Source organism: Nonomuraea sp. NPDC049725 (assembly GCF_040674795.1).
GTDB lineage: Bacteria > Actinomycetota > Actinomycetes > Streptosporangiales > Streptosporangiaceae > Nonomuraea > Nonomuraea ceibae.
This window is the reverse complement of sequence record NZ_JBFANJ010000032.1, coordinates 32,414-46,797: the sequence shown is the minus strand read 5'-3', so window position 1 is coordinate 46,797 and position 14,384 is coordinate 32,414. Positions and strand designations below refer to the sequence as shown.

Below are 14,384 nucleotides of genomic sequence, written 5' to 3'. Positions count from 1 at the left end.
GCACTGGCCCTCGACGAGGCCGCCGCCCTCGTACGCGGTGCGCAGCAGATCGCCCAGCGTCATCCGGTCGACGCCGCGGCGGTGATGCTGCTGGCAAGAGTCGGCAATCGGATATCTCGAAGTCTGATTAATCTTCTCGCTGGGTCGTCTCCCTCTACTTCCCACGGGCTGGTGCTGGAGGGCGGCCCGCAGCACGCTCGGATCTGATTGGTGATTGGTAGTGTCAGTCGATGTTCCACAATTCGGGCAGCGCCTCAGTCACAGGATCGGGACGCAGATCCTGCGGGGACATGCTCGGGAGCGGTGGCCTACCAGGCTTCCCCCGCCCGGTACGTCCAGCTACTACGCCATCTGGGTCGCCAACCGCTGCACCGCCGCCTGCGGAACCTGCAGCAGTTCATCAGGGTGGCTACGACGGTTTCAACTGGCCCCACTTGTCGGTCTGAGTTGGCCCCACCTCGTAGATCGGGTGACGGTCTGGAGCGGCTCCGCTCAGAGCGGCATCGACAAGAAAGACCAGGTCGAGGTCGGGGCCAGTTCTGGCCGACACGACCGACGTCCGAATCGGGGTGGGGCCATTGCAAGCCGTCCAGGTGGGGCCAACTCAGACCGTCATAGCCAATCAGGGACGAAGCCGAGCCACGGCAACGTGCACAGCTGAACGGCCAACCCCAGCCGGGCATCGGGACCGCGGCCAGACGCGTTCAAGAAGCCGTGCTCACGCGACGTCAACGTGAAGTACTTGTTCAGCTCCTCACGCCCGATGTCCGGGAACGACCGCAGGCGCTCCAACTGCTCGTCCGACAGGAACCGCGTCAACATCACCCCCCCACGTCACAGAACACACGAATCGTGACGAACCGTAGCCGAGGAGATCAACAACCGTCCCCGAAACCTCCACAACCGCAGGTCAGCGCTGTATCCGTTGGATTTTCGCCGTTTGCTACGGGAACCCCGTGAACGCCGTACGCACCAAACCCCCGCCCCTGCTGGGAGTGGCTGTGACTGACGGCGCCGGTGAGGGAGGTGGTCAGTAGGCCCAGGGCAGGATCGCGCCGGGTGCATCCTCAACCTTCGAGAACGGTCTGCCGGGGCCCGACCGCTTCGGCCATTGCGCCGGAGTCCGCCTTCCGGATGATGGGGGCCTACTGCGGCAGCAGGCTGGTTACGGCAGCGACCCCGCCACGGCCGCCCTTCGGCTTCTTGCCTGCGACGGAAGAGGCCGCCCCTGCTCGGCGGCCTCCAGCCTGGCCAAGTAGGCGTTCATGAAGTGGTCGCGGACGCCGTCGCTGCCCGGCGCGAGAGGATCGGCGGTGGCGCCAGCCACCCGGTCGACCAGGCCCGCCACGACCGGCATCTTGTCGTGCAAGCTTGCCGTGGGCGTCGAAGTAGCGTTCCTCGGCGACGTGGCCGAACAGCGGGGCGGGCGGGAGCTGGGCGACGATGTCGTTGTTGTCGACGAAGCGGAAGGTACGCCCGCGGAAGGCCTTGTCGTAACGAGCTGACCTGCGAGGAATGGGCAGCAGCGGAGTTTGCGCCAGGTTTTCAGCTGGGCGTTGGCGCGTTCGCCGGGCCCGCGGAGCCTGGCGTGGGCCGCGTTGGCGGCCTTGTGTGAGGCGGGCTTGTTGCGGCCCTCGTAGGGCACACGCACTGCGCGCCGGAGCCGACATGGCCCTTGTCAGCGAGGGTGATCAGGTCGGCGGCTTGCAGGCGGCGCGGCCTTCAGGCGCCGGCCGATCCCGCTGGTTCGGGCGGGGCGGAGGTGGTGCTCCTGTCGAAGCGGCGGGCCAGCGGGGTCAGGGTGCGCTGCACGATGACGTACTCGGCGACGAGCACGTTGCCCAGGATGGAGGCCCACACGGCGGCGGTGTAGATCTGGTCGAAGTCAAGTGAGAGCGGAGACTTCAGGGCCAGGCCGAGGAGCAGGTAGATGCGCAGGGTGACGGCGGCGAACGTCAGGGCGTAGTTGCGGATCAGCCAAATCCGGTGCAATTGCACCTGGCCCCTGCGGATACACCGATAGGCCATGAACGCCGAGTACAGCCACGCCGCCACGAGGATGTAGAACGCGACCTGAACCGCGAGACCGCCGAGTGTGAAGGCGGCCGCGAACAGCGCGGTCAGTGAGGCGGCCGCAATCGACAGCAGGTATGTCCGGCCGAGGATCCGGTGCAGCTTCGGCTTGCGTGCGCGCAATTGGGGCACGAACTGCAGCGGCCCGATGATCAGGGCGAGGCCGCCGGGAACGGCGTGCATGGTGAGGGACAGGTAGTGCAGCGCTACGTCGGGATCGATCGGGACGTTGCTGTCGGCCGCGTTCCCCGTCAGGTAGGGCGGCACCGCGTAACCGGCGATGCCCAGGGCCAGCGCGGCCAGCAGGCCCCACAGCCACCAGAACCAGCGGCGGCGGGCAATCCGAGACAGAGTTCCGGTGGTCATGTGGCTACTCCGATGCTGATGTGCGAGGTCTGACGACGGCAGAGCCGCGGGCGCGTCGCGGCGGAGACGGGCATCTTCACGGTCGGGCCGAGCGGGCAGGGGCGCGCCGCTCATGGTGTCGGTCCGGGCGCTGTGGTGGCGCGCAGGGCGATCGAGGGGCCAGCCCGAGTACGGGGTCGTGACCTGTCCGCTCGAGAGGAGCCGTCGCCCCGCCGGTCCGGCGGCATCCCGCGCGGGAGCGGCTAAGCGGTTCCGCATGTAGGGGGCCTGGTCTGCCGGCCGATGCCCACGGCCGGCGCGCAGGCGTTCTCGGGGTCGTTGCGGCGCGTATGGCAGGGTGCGCCGACGCTCACAACCAGGGGCTTCCTCGATAAGGCAAGGCTGTGCACGATCTGCTCCAAATCGTATGAGCTTGCTGTCGGCAAGAGTATGTACCACTTCAGAGAGAATGCCAAGCATGCGTGAGAGGTTCTCACTCTAGTGGCACTCTGTTATGATTGATGGATACGAAGGGGGTTTGATGGCGACACTGGCCGGCCGCGGCTCGATGCGAGAGCGGTTTCGTGAGCAGGTTCGTGAGGACGTGAAGGCGGCGGCTCTGGAACAGCTGGCCGCCGGCGGCGCCCATGCGATCTCGATCAACGCCATCTCCAAGGAGCTCGGCGTGTCAGGGTCGGCCCTCTACCGCTACTTCCCCAGCCGGGACGACCTGCTGACCGCCCTCGTCATCGACGCGTACGAGGACCTGCGCGACACTCTGGCGCAAGAACTCGGCGCCGATGCCCCCGACCGCACCCCGGAAGACCGCTTCCGTGCGCTGACCAGGGCGTACAGAGCCTGGGCCGTGGCCCAGCCGCACCGATACGAGTTGCTGTTCAAGCCCCCGATCCCCGGCTACGACGCCCACTCCGCAACCCTCGCCAACGCCGCCCGATCGCTCATGGCGATCCTGCTGAGCAGCTTGGCCGAGCTCACCCAGGCAGGAGACACCAGGACACGGCCGTATCAGAACGAGGAGGTACTCGCCGCCCGCACCGCGGGCGCCGCCGAATTCCGCACCGCCGTCGCCGTATGGTCATGCCTGCACGGCATTGTCAGCCTCGAACTCGGTGGAGGTCTCGCGGCGATGACCATCGACACTGACACCCTCTTCGAGCACGAGATACAGGTCCTCATCGAAAGAATCGGCCGGCAACGCGGCTGAGCGGCGCCGCACGTGCCGGACGGCGGTGGCGGCCTTGAAGCCGTCCCGGCACGCTGACACTTCAGACCGATCCGGGCGGCGCTCACATCCGCGCCAGACATCACGCATTCTCACGTCCGATCATCGTCCTGACCCGAGGCGCTGACCCGGTATCAGGCCATCGAGCGTCCGCCAGGTCCATCGCGCTGGGCAGAAGCAGCACCCCCCTACGACCTTGGTACGCCCGTCCCGATCCCCCTCGTCCGGCTGGGCGGACGCCGGCTGCACCGAACTCATCGGAGGACAGTGCCTCCAGCGAACCGCGTGCGAGGCACCACCCCGAAGTCATGCACGCGCCGGCCCGCCCCCAGGTGAGGCCACCGCGTCCACAACCGAGCTCGCCCCACCAGCCTGTGTGGCTCCGTCGTCAGTGGACTCGTCGCCAAGCTCTCCGGAAGCACACCCTCTGAAGAACGGACGACATGATGAGCATCGAACGATCATCCTCCAGGGTGCGCGCACGCCCGCGGATGCCGCGAGGTCTGGCGATGACGGGTCTGGCGACCGCCATGTTCCTGGTCATTCTCGACGCCGCGATGGTGAACCTCGCCGGGTCCACGATCCGCCGAGATCTGGGGCTCACAGCCGCCGAACTCGCGGTGGTCGTGGACAGCTATCTGGTGACGTTCGCCGGTCTGCTTCTGCTCGGTGGCCGGCTCGCCGACGTGCTCGGGGCCCGAACGGTGTTCCTGACCGGAATGACCGTCTATCTCGCGGCATCGGTCGTGTGCGCGCTGGTCACCAGCGGTGGGCTGTTAGTAATCGGGCGGATCGGGCAGGGGATCGGAGCCGCTGCCCTGATGCCCGCCGCGCTCTCGCTCGTGCTCGGCCTCTACTCGTCCCCCGCCGAACGTACTCGTGCGATGGGCATCTGGGGCGCGGTCGCGGGCGCCGGCAGTCTCCTCGGCGTCTTTCTCGGCGGAACGCTGACCGAGATGCTGGGCTGGCAGGCGGTGTTCGTGACTCCGGTTCCGTTCGGCGTCATCGGGGCGATCGCCGTGTGGCGCTCGGTGCCGCCGGTTCCCGGCACGCCCGGCCGGTTCGACGCGCTGGGCGCCATGACGATCACCACCGGGATCTCCGGCCTCGCGCTGGGCATGGCCTCTGCCTCCGAAGCCGGTTGGATCGCGGCCGGCACCATCATCTGCCTCGCGGCCGGCCTCGCTTCCCTGGTGGCGTTCGTGATCGTCGAGCGGCGCTCCGACCGTCCCCTGGTCCAGCTCGGCGTCTTCCGCAGGAAACCGGTAGCCACAGCGAACCTGGTGATGATGCTGATCGGCGGCACGCTGACGAGTCTGTTCTTCTTCTTGCCCCAGTACCAGCAGGACGTACTCGGGATGAACCCGCTCGCGGCCGGGATGACGCAGATCCCTCTCGCCCTCATGATCATCCTGGGCAGTGTCATCGCGCCCCTGCTGGCCAAGGGCATCGGACTGGCCCGCGCGCTGCCGGTCGCGCTCGCCGTTCTGTTCATCGGCTTCCTGTGGCTGGCGCTGGATCCGACGACCAGCGGGTTCTCCGGCAGTCTGCTGGGCGCGTTCCTGCTGATCGGCTCCGGGCTCGGGCTCAGCGCCGTCAACGCCACCGCGATGGCGGTACGTGACAGCGCGGACGGCGAATCCGGCCTGCTCAGCGGACTGGTCAACGCCGCTCAGCAGCTCGGCGGCGCAGTCGGGCTCGCCGCCCTCGCCGGGATCGCCATCGGCGCCGCGGGGACACACGGAGACATCTCGTTCAGGACCGCGTTCCTCGGCGAAGCCGCGTTCATTCTCATCGCCCTCGCACTCTCGCTGGTGTCCGTTGTCAGGACACCGCAGGCCCCGGGCGCCGCCTCGGGCACGCGCCGACCCCCGCAATAGATCCGCAAGAGAAGAGATCCCTCAACGATGAACACTTCCACTGTGCTGGTGACCGGCGCGACAGGAACCGTCGGATCCGCGCTGATCCCCGCCCTGCGCGCCCGCGGCGTCACCGTTCGCGCCATGACCCGCGACTCCGGGCGCTCCGTCACCGGCGTCGAGACCGTCATCGCCGACCTGCGGGATCCGGCCTCGCTAACCGCGGCGCTGGAAGGCGCCGACGCGGCCTTCCTCAACAGCCCCTCGGCACCCGACGCCGCCGCGCTCCAGATCCGGTTCGCCGACCTCGCCCGCGACGCCGGAGTGAACCGGCTCGTGCTGCTCTCCCAGTACGCGGCACGCGCCGACTCGCCGGTGCGGTTCCTGCGCTGGCACGCCGAAGTCGAAGCCCACGTACAGGGACTGGGACTCGACCACACCGTGCTGCGCCCCAACCTCTACCTACAGGCGCTGCTCGCCTTGGCTGGCACCATCGCACAAGGCTACTTCGCCGCGCCCATCGGCGCCGCCGCCGTAAGCGCCATCGACACCAGGGACATCGCGGACGCCGCCGCAGCCGTGCTGACCACCGCGGGACACACCGGCCGCACCTACACACTGACCGGGCCTCGCGCCGTCACCCACGCCCAGATCGCCGCCGCGCTCTCCGCCGCCACCGGGCGCAACATCATCTTCCACGACGTGCCCGCTGATCAGTTCTCCGCCGCGCTGACCGGCCACCTTCCGCCGTGGCAGCTCGAGGGCCTCGTCGAGGACTACGCCCACTACGCCCGAGGCGAAGCCGCCGAGGTGCACCCGTCCGTCACCGATCTCACCGGACAGCCCGCACGCGACGTCGCCGACTTCGCCCGCGATCACGCCGCGTTCTTCACCGCGACGAACACCAACTGAAGGCGGACGTCCGATGTACCGCCGCATCCGGTCACCCTCAAGCTGATCGAGGGCATCGAGCCGCTGGTCGACACGTCAGCGGCCGTTTCTGCCGTACCCCCGTGGCACCCCACGTACAGGCCGGTCAGCCGTCGTGCAGGTGGGCGGCCTGGTCCTGGAGGGCGCTGATCATGGCCTGGGCCTGGCCGGATGGGCGCGGGCGGGTCACGGCGACGGTCGCGCGGCCCGTCCAGTGGCCATCGGTGACCGCCACGGCCCGTACGCCCGCGGGCAGCGCCGGCAGGGCCTGCTCGGGGATGACGGTGAGGCCCAGGCCGGCCGCGACGAGGCCGAACCGGGTCGACCAACCGCGCGCCGTATGGGCGATGTGCGGGTCCGGCAGCGTCGGCCAGGCTCCGAACTGCGGCTCGCCCGCCGTGCCGTCACCGGCGATCCAGTGTTCCTGGGCGAGATCGGCCACGGTGACGCGGGCGTGCCCGGCGAACCGGTGGGTCTCGGGGACGGCCACCCGCAGGCCGCCTTGCAGCACCGTCGTCTGCCGCAGCTCGCTCAGGTCGTACTCGGGCAGGCCGTGGCCGACCCCGATGATCGCCACGTCCAGCCGCCCGGCCCGCAGCCGCCTGAGCAGGGCGGGCGTCGAGGCCTCTTCCAAGATCACGGCGAGACCCGGATGGCCGGAGGTCACCTGCGCCATCGCGCGCGGGACCAGCGCCATGGCGGCAGTGGGATAGGCGCCGATCACGAGGCGGCCGGCCAGGCGGTCGCGCAGGCCGGCGAGTTCCAGTTCGGTCGCCGCCAGGTCGGCGAGGATCTCGGTGGCGCGGCGGACGAGCACCTGGCCCGCCGGGGTGAGCGCCACACCGCGCCCGCGGCGCTCGAAGAGCGGCGCTCCGGCCGCCGTCTCCATGGCGGCGACCTGGCGGGAGACGGCCGACTGAGTGTAGCCGAGCAGTTCGGCGGCCCGGGTGAACGAGCCCACGGTGGCGACCTGGTGCAGGACGCGCAGACCGGTGAGGGTGAACTCAGCCATGGCGGTGAGACTACCATGCGAAATTCTCATGGAAGAGATGCCGAATCATCGTTGGACGGCATGGCTTCGAGCGCGCAGGCTGGAGTCATGACCAAGCGAATCACCGAGGACGAACTCATCGCACGCCTGATCCGCGCCGGGGAGCTGGAGGTGTCGGGCGAGGACCCGGCTGAGGCGGCCACGTACTTCGACACCGAGAAGTTCCGCTTTCACGGACCGGACGGCTTCGAGTCCGGCTTCGCGGGGCTCGACGCCTACTTCGCGGCGATCCGCGACGCTTTCGACGACCGCTCGATCCGCCGCGGCATCATCGTGGCCGACGGCGACCACCTCGCCTGCCAGACGTGGATCGAGGGCACCTTCGTCCGCGAGTTCACCCACTCACCTGTCGGTCCGCTGGCGCCCAACGGCGAACGCGTCGTGTTCGACCTGATCAACATCTTTCGCTTCGACGAACAGGGCCGCCTGGTCGAAGAGTGGGTACGGACCGACAACCGCTCGCTGCTGCGCCAGATGGGCGCCGAAGGAAGGTAACCCCGGGGCACCGCAAACCTCCTGTGCGATCGGACAGCCTCCTCTCCAAGCGCAATTTCCTGGTCGCTTGGATAGAAGGCAGGGCAAGTGCCTGAATGAACGCCGGACCCGAGGGCCTGACCGCCCGTGCGCGGATCGGGACGGCCTTGCGGCAGTTCGGGGAGCGCGGCTTCGAGGGGGCGACGGGTCGCCATTGGCGGCGGCGCTGATCGAGCCGCATCTGCCGATGGAGGCAACAAGGCCGCTGCCCCCGGCGGGTGCCTGCTCAGCTCAACGAAATCTTGTGGCGGTTCTGGTTGGGCAGACGCCGCCCGCGAGATCAACGACGTGTACGCCACCGAGTACCCGTGGTTCTTCACCCCCAGCGTCTTCGCCGTCGCCTCCGACGGGCTGAGGCTGCGCTTCGGTGCCGCAGGTGCCCCCACGAACCTGTGGCAGCCGTTCCGGTCCACTGCCGACGACGAGAACTTGTCCGGGCAGGCCGACGTTCAGCGCTCGGTCGAACTGCTGCTCAACCCGGCCACCGTCTTGGACATGCTGGCGAACTTCGCCTTGTTCGACACCTCCGGGGGTGGGGTGGACATGAAGTACCTGCCCCGCTATCCGGGGGTCAGAGAGATTTGGAACGGAATCCGGCGTTAACGGGGTTCTCCCAGGTCAGTAACCCCCTGCCGCTGTGGTCTTCCGGACGTGGTTGACGCCGGATTCCGTTCTATCGCGCAGACGGCGTTCTCCTCCCGAGCGCGGCCCCAGCCCCAAGGTGTAGTGATCGTCGCAGGTCACGGTGCGCGACGGCGTTACCGACAGAGCGCAAGTTTCGGTCCGGGCGTCCGGGGATGAGTCAGGCGCCCTGCGACGAGATAGCGCTGGGTCGGACGTTTCCGCAGGTCGCGTCGCTCGCTAAGTCTCTTTATGTCAAGCCCTCAGGGAGCCCCGGTTACACCGGGTCACCTTGGGGCCAGGGACACGCTCGGGAGCGGCGGGCCGTTCAGGCAGCGCCGCGGCGATGGGACTGAACGTGGCGGCCTCCGAAGAGGCGCAGGGGCAGGTCCTCAGGCGCGGGCTGTCCAGGCGGAGGGTGCCGAGCAGGGTGCGCAGCACGATCTTCCGGGCGTCCTTGCGGGCACGGGCCTGCCCGCACTGTTGGCAATGGCGCGCGGTGTCGACGGCCTTGTGGACTTGGGTGGCGACCAGGTGGTGCTGGATGCTGGACAGCACCTCGTGCGCCTCGGTCAGCGCCAGCCCGGCGGTGGCCATGGTGAGGTCGTCGCGGGCGATCGCGGTGACGTGCTCGACGGTCGGCGGGGTGCCGTTCTGGGCGTCGATGACGAGCTGAACGGTGATCTTCACGCGGGTTCGTCCTCTGCGAGGTGGATGGTTGTCGGTCTGTGGCCGCCTACGACGACCTGCTCCACCTGCCGCGTCCCGACGTCGGCAGCCCCGCGGTGGAGGCCTCGGCCGCCCCCGTCGTCGATGTCACGTCCGTCCCGGCCTCGCCCCGGCCGTCGGCCGCGGGCAGCGGTCGCGTCCACCAGATCAAGGTCACGTTGCGGGAGGTCACCCCGCCGGTGTGGCGGCGGGTGCACATGCCCTCGGCGGCCACGCTCGCCGACCTGCACGAGGTGGTCCAGGTCGCGATGGGCTGGCAGCAGCACCACCTGCACCTGTTCAGCGACGGCCAGCGCGAGTACGGCGACAACGCCCGCGACGAAACCGCGGTGACCCTGGCGAGCCTCATCCCGGCCGCCGGGGACTGGCTGGGCTACCGCTACGACATGGGCGACTGCTGGGATCACGACCTGGTCGTGGAGAAGGTGCACCAGGCCGCCCGCAACACCACCTACCCGCGCTGCAGCGCGGGCGGCCGCGCCTGCCCGCCCGAAGACAGCTGCGGCCCCGAAGGCTACGCCGACCACCAGCGGGCGCTGCGCCACCGCAAGGGCTGGAAGTACCAGATGGCCAAGCACATCTTCGGCACCACCACGTGGGACCCCGCCCGCTGGGACCGCACCGAGGTCAACGCCGACCTCACCCGCCTCGCCAAGCGGTGGGCCAAGCAGGCCGCCCAGAAAGCCAAGAACGCCGCCCGCGCCGGCGGCAGCGAGTAGCCCGGCGCGGGCGGGGGCGGGCGCGCTCGCCAGAAGACGCACAACCGGTGTTGCGCGACAAGTTAATGACAGTGACCTGCCGACACGTTTCTGTCAGTGCCTCGGCTCAGAGATAAGCCCAACCGTGCGCGTTGTCACGGCCACCGCGGGGTCCAGAGGCTCTCGGTCGCGGTGAGGCGGCCGACCGACCAGCCCACCGCCCGTTGCCTATCCCGCCCAGATCACGGCGTAGATCCGGATGACCTCGGCGTCCTCATCCACGGTGAACTCCACCCATCCGGCCTGATCCGGGCCGAACGTCGACCACCGCTCCGCCTGCTTCCCCTTCGGCAGCGGCTGCGCATCCCACGGGGATGTCCATCAGATCCGCCGTACGGACGGCCAGGGCGTGCACTGCCTCCATCGGTATCCCCGCCAGGTCCTGCAGCGCGGAGGGCTCCAGGACGACGCGGAAACTCACCCGGCCCGCCGGGCGCGCTCCTGCTCGATCAACGAGGCGAGCACGGGGTGAGCCTGCTCAACCCCGGCCCCGGCGGAGCCGCCGCTGCCCGCCAGCAGGCGGGCGCGTCCGTAGGCGGGGTCGGCGTACCGCTCCGCCTGCAGCGCCAAGCGCCGCAGCATCGTGTACAGGGCACCGAACTGCTCAGGCCGGCGCGCGGCACTCACCGCCTGCTCGTACTCAGCCAGGAAGACCTCACGCCACTGCTCCGGCAGCGCCTGCAGGATGGCCTGCGGGTCATACCGGAAGTCGTTGACGGGCTGAGCGCTCATAGCCGCCACGGTAGCCCAGCCGGGCATCTCCATACCTCCAACCCCCCGAACCGGGACGCCGCCCGCCCCCGGCGGATCTCCGCATCCCCAGCGCGTCAGGGCATCCAGGCTGGAAGGCTGGGCGCCATGGCGGACCTTTCCTCCCTTCCCCCACCGGCCCATACCCCGGCGCTCCGCAGGCCGTCCCGGCGGGCCTGGTCGTCCTACGCATGGCGGTCCTTCGTCCAGGACGAACACCCCGCCCCCCTCCGGTGGCACCCCTAGGACATCTGCTCGCGGGTCGCCGCGTTAAGATGATCTACCTAGATCCATCTACCTATAGTGATCGTTTCAACGCTTAGAGTGATACATCCGAAACGCCGCCGGGGTCAGCGCCGCAGGATGCGGGGTTCGTCGATGATGTACATCCAGGAGCCGTCGGGTTGGCGTCTGACCACTTCGACCGAGGTGCCTGAGCTGGTGGCGCCGCCCGAGGCGAAGCTCCATTCGCTGGTGATGAGGGCGATGTCACCACATGTAAGGATCTGGCGGGTTCTGCTCTCTATCGTCGGGGAGCCGGCGAGCATGGCCGCATACATCATGCGGATGGCCTCGCGGCCGCTCACCGGTCCTGTCGGCGTATGGAAGACGGCGTCCTTCTCATAGAGCTCGCTGAGCGCCTGCGCGTCGCCGGAGTTGAAGCTCTCGGTGAAGATCGGGTTGAGATCGGGCATGCGGCGAGGCTACGGAAACATCGCGCGCCCAGTCTTGTAAGGAATTCGCCTGCCTCACACATCCGCACGGCAGCGCGGCGCGTACGTACCGGCTCGGGCTCGTACCGGTGAAGGCGCGCAGGTCGCGCGCGAAATGGGCCTGGTCGTGATAGCCGGCGTCGAACGCCGCCTGCTCCCACCGGCCCTCGGCCCGGACGCGCCGCAGGGTCGCCCTGAGTCGCAGCAGCCGTGCCAGCGTCTTGGGCGGATGACCGAAAGAACGCCGGAACATCCTGATCAGATGCTGCGAGCTCCAGCCCACCTCAACGGCCACCGCTCCGATCGGGACCTTGCCTCCCGACTCGATCAGCCGTCTCCAGGCCAAGAGCACCCCAGGAACGACGGCGGGCCCCTGCGTGGTCCGGTCGGCGGAAAAGCCCCGCATCACGGCGAACCGCTGCTCCCAGGTACGTGCCTCTCCGATACGTTCTGCCAGCTCCCGCCCGTCGGCGCCGAGCACCTCGGTCAGCCGTTGCGACGGGCCGGCGAGCTCGCCAAGGCGTCCTCCGAGAAGCCGGTGAGCCTCCGGAAGCGTCAAGGTGAGCGAGGCCCACGCCTGGGGCCCACGCACCGCGGGAGCAGCAGCCCGATACATCCACCCGGCCACGACGAATCCATCCGACGCCTCGCTGGTGAGGTCGACCACCAACGACACGGTGGGCTCAGCCGGCACGATGAGCGCCCCCAGCCACCCCGTCGTCTCAGTGCCACTCAGCCGGATCCCCTCGGGCGTACGGCCGGCCACGAACCGCTTCACCTCGACGTCCATGCGCTCATCGTTCCGCAGCGAAGTCACCATTGCACCGGGTGTCGCCCAGGATTGTGAGGCCGGCGGGCACAACTACGGCGGCCTGCCCACCATGGTCAACGTCCCCGCCGTCGTGGACGCGGTGGGCGAGCGGGCGGGGGTCCTGGCTGCGGGCGGCATCACGGACGGCCGGCAGGAGGCCGCCGCCCTGTGCCTCGGCGGGGACGGCATGTGGGCCGGCACCCAGATGACCGCCTCGCGCGAGACCCACGTGCACCCCGAGCACCACCGGCGGCTCGGTACTCACGTCGATCTTCAGGCCAGCGTTGGCGGAACGCAGCCTTGGACCCAGGAGGAATTGATTGTGCGGGGAGCCTCGGCCCGCGCACGCGGCCGAGTAGGCGGGCGACCGGCGGCCTTGGACGCGGGGTGGAGATGGCCCGCGCCCTGCACGAAGGCAGGGCGCTTCATACGGCCGAGCCAGCCTTGTGCTAGACAGGGTCCTCCCAGACCGCGAGCTGCACCTCTGTCTCTTCTTGCGTGGTGGTGGAGTCAGGGCCCTCTACCGCAGGGCTTGTCGCAGGAACACCTGGCCGCGCGACCTGCACTGGCTCGCCGTCGGGGCCGTCGACAGGCGCGCCGTCAGGGCCGGCCACGGGCCAATCGGAGGGAATCCCGGTGACGTTGTAATCAACGGCCGGTTCCGGCTCTTCGGCCACCTGAGCGGCCGCCAGGCTCGCACTCGAAGGCTGGTAGTGCCATCCAGACCACATCCCCTTACCGCGCCATGCGCCGTCGTGCCAGACGACCGAGTCGGTGATCGTGCCGTAGTACCCGGAGCCACAGTCGGGAGCCGCTCCGTAGTAGATCTTCGTGGTCAACTTACTGGTTGTGCCCTGGTTCTTTTTCCATGCGCTGCGCTTGCAGACATACCCCACACCCGCAGACGCGTTCCACTTGATGAGGTGGAGCTGATGAGCGATCTCGAACGGGGGTTGCCGTTTGTAGATCCCGCACCAAACCCAACCCACTTTCAAGATCCAGGTGCGGCCGTAGGACGCGGTGTCGCCCTTGCTGAACCCGCCGCCGTCGCCGTGTGAGATCTCGGACCGGCTCTGCGTGCACTGGTACTCGGCCCGGTAGACCCAGGCCTTCTCGTAGACATAGTGGGCGTACGCGGCCGTTGTTGTGACTAACAGGCCGATGATTGCCGTCGTGACCACGACTAACGAACGGAATACGCGCCTCATCATGGACTGCTCCTGGTGATGTTGGGGGGGTTTGGAGGCCGCCCGCGCGAACGGCACATGCGTCATGCCGTACGGGCGACTGGTTCGACTCGCAGCGGCAGCGGCAGCGATCTGCAGGTCGAGGAGATTCACGCGGGATGTCGTTCTGCGCGCTCAGCATCCCGGTCGCTGGTCGACGCTCATGTTTGGCCATCGTCACCCACTCAGAGGACCGACCAAACTCACCCCGGTCTCCAGTTCAGAGCATCCCTCTCATAGAGCTCGCTGAGCGCCTCCGCGTCGCTGGCGTTCAAGCATGCGGTGAAGATCGGGTTGAGGTCGTGCATACGGCGACGCTACGGAACCTCGCCCGCCCGGTCTTGTAAGGAATTCACCTGCCTCACACACCCTCGCCGATCCACGGCCGCGATGCTGAGCGCGCATCCCATCCACACCCGGCGCGCCCCGGTTGGCCTCCACACGCCTCAACGCCCTGCCCAGATTCGGGTCCAGCCGAGATAACGAAAATTCCGGCCAAGATCAGTTACAGCGTGCCGGGAGCTGGGCAAACGCCGCTCCGGCTGTTCGGCTGGAGACAACGGCTACTTCCGAGATGACCCGATCTCGGAAGTGGTCTCCAGGGCGGACTTCCGAGATTGCGCTGTTCACGACCTCGGAAGGGCCGGATTCCGCTTCCGAGATTACGACGCAAGCGAATCACTGGCCGCTTCTGCCCATATCTCGGCTGAACCCGGAACTGGCCACGATGTTCGTCAAGCG

The 14,384-nt window shown here is 68.6% G+C and carries 16 protein-coding genes and 2 pseudogenes; 8 read left to right on the top strand and 10 right to left on the bottom strand.

The features are described from left to right. The coding region (locus tag AB0J53_RS44290; protein ID WP_364184124.1) for a hypothetical protein at nt 1–207 on the top strand (207 nt) is incomplete at its 5' end. A 405-nt stretch (nt 208–612) separates the two neighbouring features. Here AB0J53_RS44290 and AB0J53_RS44285 read toward each other — a convergent pair. The 4 genes and pseudogenes from AB0J53_RS44285 to AB0J53_RS44270 form a co-directional block, all read right to left on the bottom strand. Then, nucleotides 613–822, bottom strand: coding sequence for a DUF4158 domain-containing protein (locus AB0J53_RS44285; RefSeq protein WP_364184121.1), 210 nt, complete (start codon nt 820–822; stop codon nt 613–615). A 343-nt stretch (nt 823–1,165) separates the two neighbouring features. Next, nucleotides 1,166–1,348, bottom strand: coding sequence for a hypothetical protein (locus AB0J53_RS44280; protein WP_364184137.1), 183 nt, complete (start codon nt 1,346–1,348; stop codon nt 1,166–1,168). 150 nt (nt 1,349–1,498) lie between these two features. Beyond that, nucleotides 1,499–1,642, bottom strand: a pseudogene (locus AB0J53_RS44275) (IS5/IS1182 family transposase); the annotation flags it as partial. Nucleotides 1,643–1,722: 80 nt separating this feature from the next. Next, the gene (locus tag AB0J53_RS44270) at nt 1,723–2,439 is read right to left on the bottom strand and encodes a DUF2306 domain-containing protein (protein WP_364184118.1); all 717 of its coding nucleotides are present in this window, start codon (nt 2,437–2,439) and stop codon (nt 1,723–1,725) included. A gap of 520 nt (nt 2,440–2,959) precedes the next feature. Between AB0J53_RS44270 and AB0J53_RS44265 the strand changes: the two genes are divergently transcribed. From AB0J53_RS44265 to AB0J53_RS44255, 3 genes are all read left to right on the top strand, one after another. Continuing rightward, the gene (locus tag AB0J53_RS44265) at nt 2,960–3,643 is read left to right on the top strand and encodes a TetR/AcrR family transcriptional regulator (protein ID WP_364184116.1); all 684 of its coding nucleotides are present in this window, start codon (nt 2,960–2,962) and stop codon (nt 3,641–3,643) included. 461 nt (nt 3,644–4,104) lie between these two features. After that, nucleotides 4,105–5,541 carry an MFS transporter gene (locus tag AB0J53_RS44260; RefSeq protein WP_364184113.1) on the top strand — a complete coding sequence of 479 codons (1,437 nt, stop codon included), beginning with the start codon at nt 4,105–4,107 and terminating at the stop codon, nt 5,539–5,541. 27 nt (nt 5,542–5,568) lie between these two features. Next, complete coding sequence (locus AB0J53_RS44255; RefSeq protein ID WP_364184111.1) at nt 5,569–6,432, top strand: NmrA family NAD(P)-binding protein; 864 nt, start codon at nt 5,569–5,571, stop codon at nt 6,430–6,432. 124 nt (nt 6,433–6,556) lie between these two features. On the opposite strand, the gene AB0J53_RS44250 is transcribed toward AB0J53_RS44255, so the two are convergent. After that, nucleotides 6,557–7,462, bottom strand: a complete 906-nt coding sequence (locus AB0J53_RS44250) for a LysR family transcriptional regulator (RefSeq protein ID WP_364184108.1) — start codon at nt 7,460–7,462, stop codon at nt 6,557–6,559. Between the two features lie 87 nt (nt 7,463–7,549). Between AB0J53_RS44250 and AB0J53_RS44245 the strand changes: the two genes are divergently transcribed. Beyond that, on the top strand, nt 7,550–7,996 hold the full coding sequence (locus tag AB0J53_RS44245) for an ester cyclase (RefSeq protein ID WP_364184105.1): 447 nt from the start codon (nt 7,550–7,552) through the stop codon (nt 7,994–7,996). Between the two features lie 327 nt (nt 7,997–8,323). After that, complete coding sequence (locus tag AB0J53_RS44240; RefSeq protein WP_364184102.1) at nt 8,324–8,638, top strand: hypothetical protein; 315 nt, start codon at nt 8,324–8,326, stop codon at nt 8,636–8,638. A 273-nt stretch (nt 8,639–8,911) separates the two neighbouring features. Here AB0J53_RS44240 and AB0J53_RS44235 read toward each other — a convergent pair whose 3' ends face one another. After that, entirely contained in the window at nt 8,912–9,346 is a 435-nt protein-coding gene (locus tag AB0J53_RS44235; protein WP_364184100.1) for a hypothetical protein, read from the bottom strand. A gap of 38 nt (nt 9,347–9,384) precedes the next feature. Between AB0J53_RS44235 and AB0J53_RS44230 the strand changes: the two genes are divergently transcribed. Continuing rightward, nucleotides 9,385–10,104, top strand: coding sequence for a plasmid pRiA4b ORF-3 family protein (locus tag AB0J53_RS44230; RefSeq protein ID WP_364184097.1), 720 nt, complete (start codon nt 9,385–9,387; stop codon nt 10,102–10,104). Nucleotides 10,105–10,560: 456 nt separating this feature from the next. Here the strand turns inward: AB0J53_RS44230 and AB0J53_RS44225 are convergent, their stop codons facing one another. From AB0J53_RS44225 to AB0J53_RS44215, 3 genes are all read right to left on the bottom strand, one after another. Continuing rightward, entirely contained in the window at nt 10,561–10,875 is a 315-nt protein-coding gene (locus AB0J53_RS44225; protein ID WP_364184094.1) for a DUF6247 family protein, read from the bottom strand. A 368-nt stretch (nt 10,876–11,243) separates the two neighbouring features. Next, nucleotides 11,244–11,588, bottom strand: a complete 345-nt coding sequence (locus tag AB0J53_RS44220) for a nuclear transport factor 2 family protein (protein WP_364184091.1) — start codon at nt 11,586–11,588, stop codon at nt 11,244–11,246. Beyond that, entirely contained in the window at nt 11,515–12,396 is an 882-nt protein-coding gene (locus AB0J53_RS44215) for an AraC family transcriptional regulator (RefSeq protein WP_364184088.1), read from the bottom strand. The genes AB0J53_RS44220 and AB0J53_RS44215 overlap by 74 nt, the downstream gene beginning before the upstream one ends. Here AB0J53_RS44215 and AB0J53_RS44210 point away from each other — a divergent pair. Continuing rightward, nucleotides 12,302–12,661 (top strand): annotated as a pseudogene (locus AB0J53_RS44210) (nitronate monooxygenase); the annotation flags it as partial. The gene AB0J53_RS44215 and the pseudogene AB0J53_RS44210 sit on opposite strands and share 95 nt — an antisense overlap. A gap of 205 nt (nt 12,662–12,866) precedes the next feature. Here AB0J53_RS44210 and AB0J53_RS44205 read toward each other — a convergent pair. Then, nucleotides 12,867–13,757 (bottom strand): hypothetical protein, encoded by an 891-nt coding sequence (locus AB0J53_RS44205; RefSeq protein WP_364184135.1) that lies wholly within the window; start codon nt 13,755–13,757, stop codon nt 12,867–12,869. Nucleotides 13,758–14,384 lie beyond the last annotated feature (627 nt).

What these genes read in the sequence shown, in the direction of transcription:
- AB0J53_RS44285 (WP_364184121.1), bottom strand. Translation starts at nt 822, where the DNA reads ATGTTGACGCGGTTCCTGTCGGACGAGCAGTTGGAGCGCCTGCGGTCG.
- AB0J53_RS44270 (WP_364184118.1), bottom strand. Translation starts at nt 2,439, where the DNA reads ATGACCACCGGAACTCTGTCTCGGATTGCCCGCCGCCGCTGGTTCTGG.
- AB0J53_RS44265 (WP_364184116.1), top strand. Translation starts at nt 2,960, where the DNA reads ATGGCGACACTGGCCGGCCGCGGCTCGATGCGAGAGCGGTTTCGTGAG.
- AB0J53_RS44260 (WP_364184113.1), top strand. Translation starts at nt 4,105, where the DNA reads ATGATGAGCATCGAACGATCATCCTCCAGGGTGCGCGCACGCCCGCGG.
- AB0J53_RS44255 (WP_364184111.1), top strand. Translation starts at nt 5,569, where the DNA reads ATGAACACTTCCACTGTGCTGGTGACCGGCGCGACAGGAACCGTCGGA.
- AB0J53_RS44250 (WP_364184108.1), bottom strand. Translation starts at nt 7,462, where the DNA reads ATGGCTGAGTTCACCCTCACCGGTCTGCGCGTCCTGCACCAGGTCGCC.
- AB0J53_RS44245 (WP_364184105.1), top strand. Translation starts at nt 7,550, where the DNA reads ATGACCAAGCGAATCACCGAGGACGAACTCATCGCACGCCTGATCCGC.
- AB0J53_RS44225 (WP_364184094.1), bottom strand. Translation starts at nt 10,875, where the DNA reads ATGAGCGCTCAGCCCGTCAACGACTTCCGGTATGACCCGCAGGCCATC.
- AB0J53_RS44220 (WP_364184091.1), bottom strand. Translation starts at nt 11,588, where the DNA reads ATGCCCGATCTCAACCCGATCTTCACCGAGAGCTTCAACTCCGGCGAC.
- AB0J53_RS44215 (WP_364184088.1), bottom strand. Translation starts at nt 12,396, where the DNA reads ATGGACGTCGAGGTGAAGCGGTTCGTGGCCGGCCGTACGCCCGAGGGG.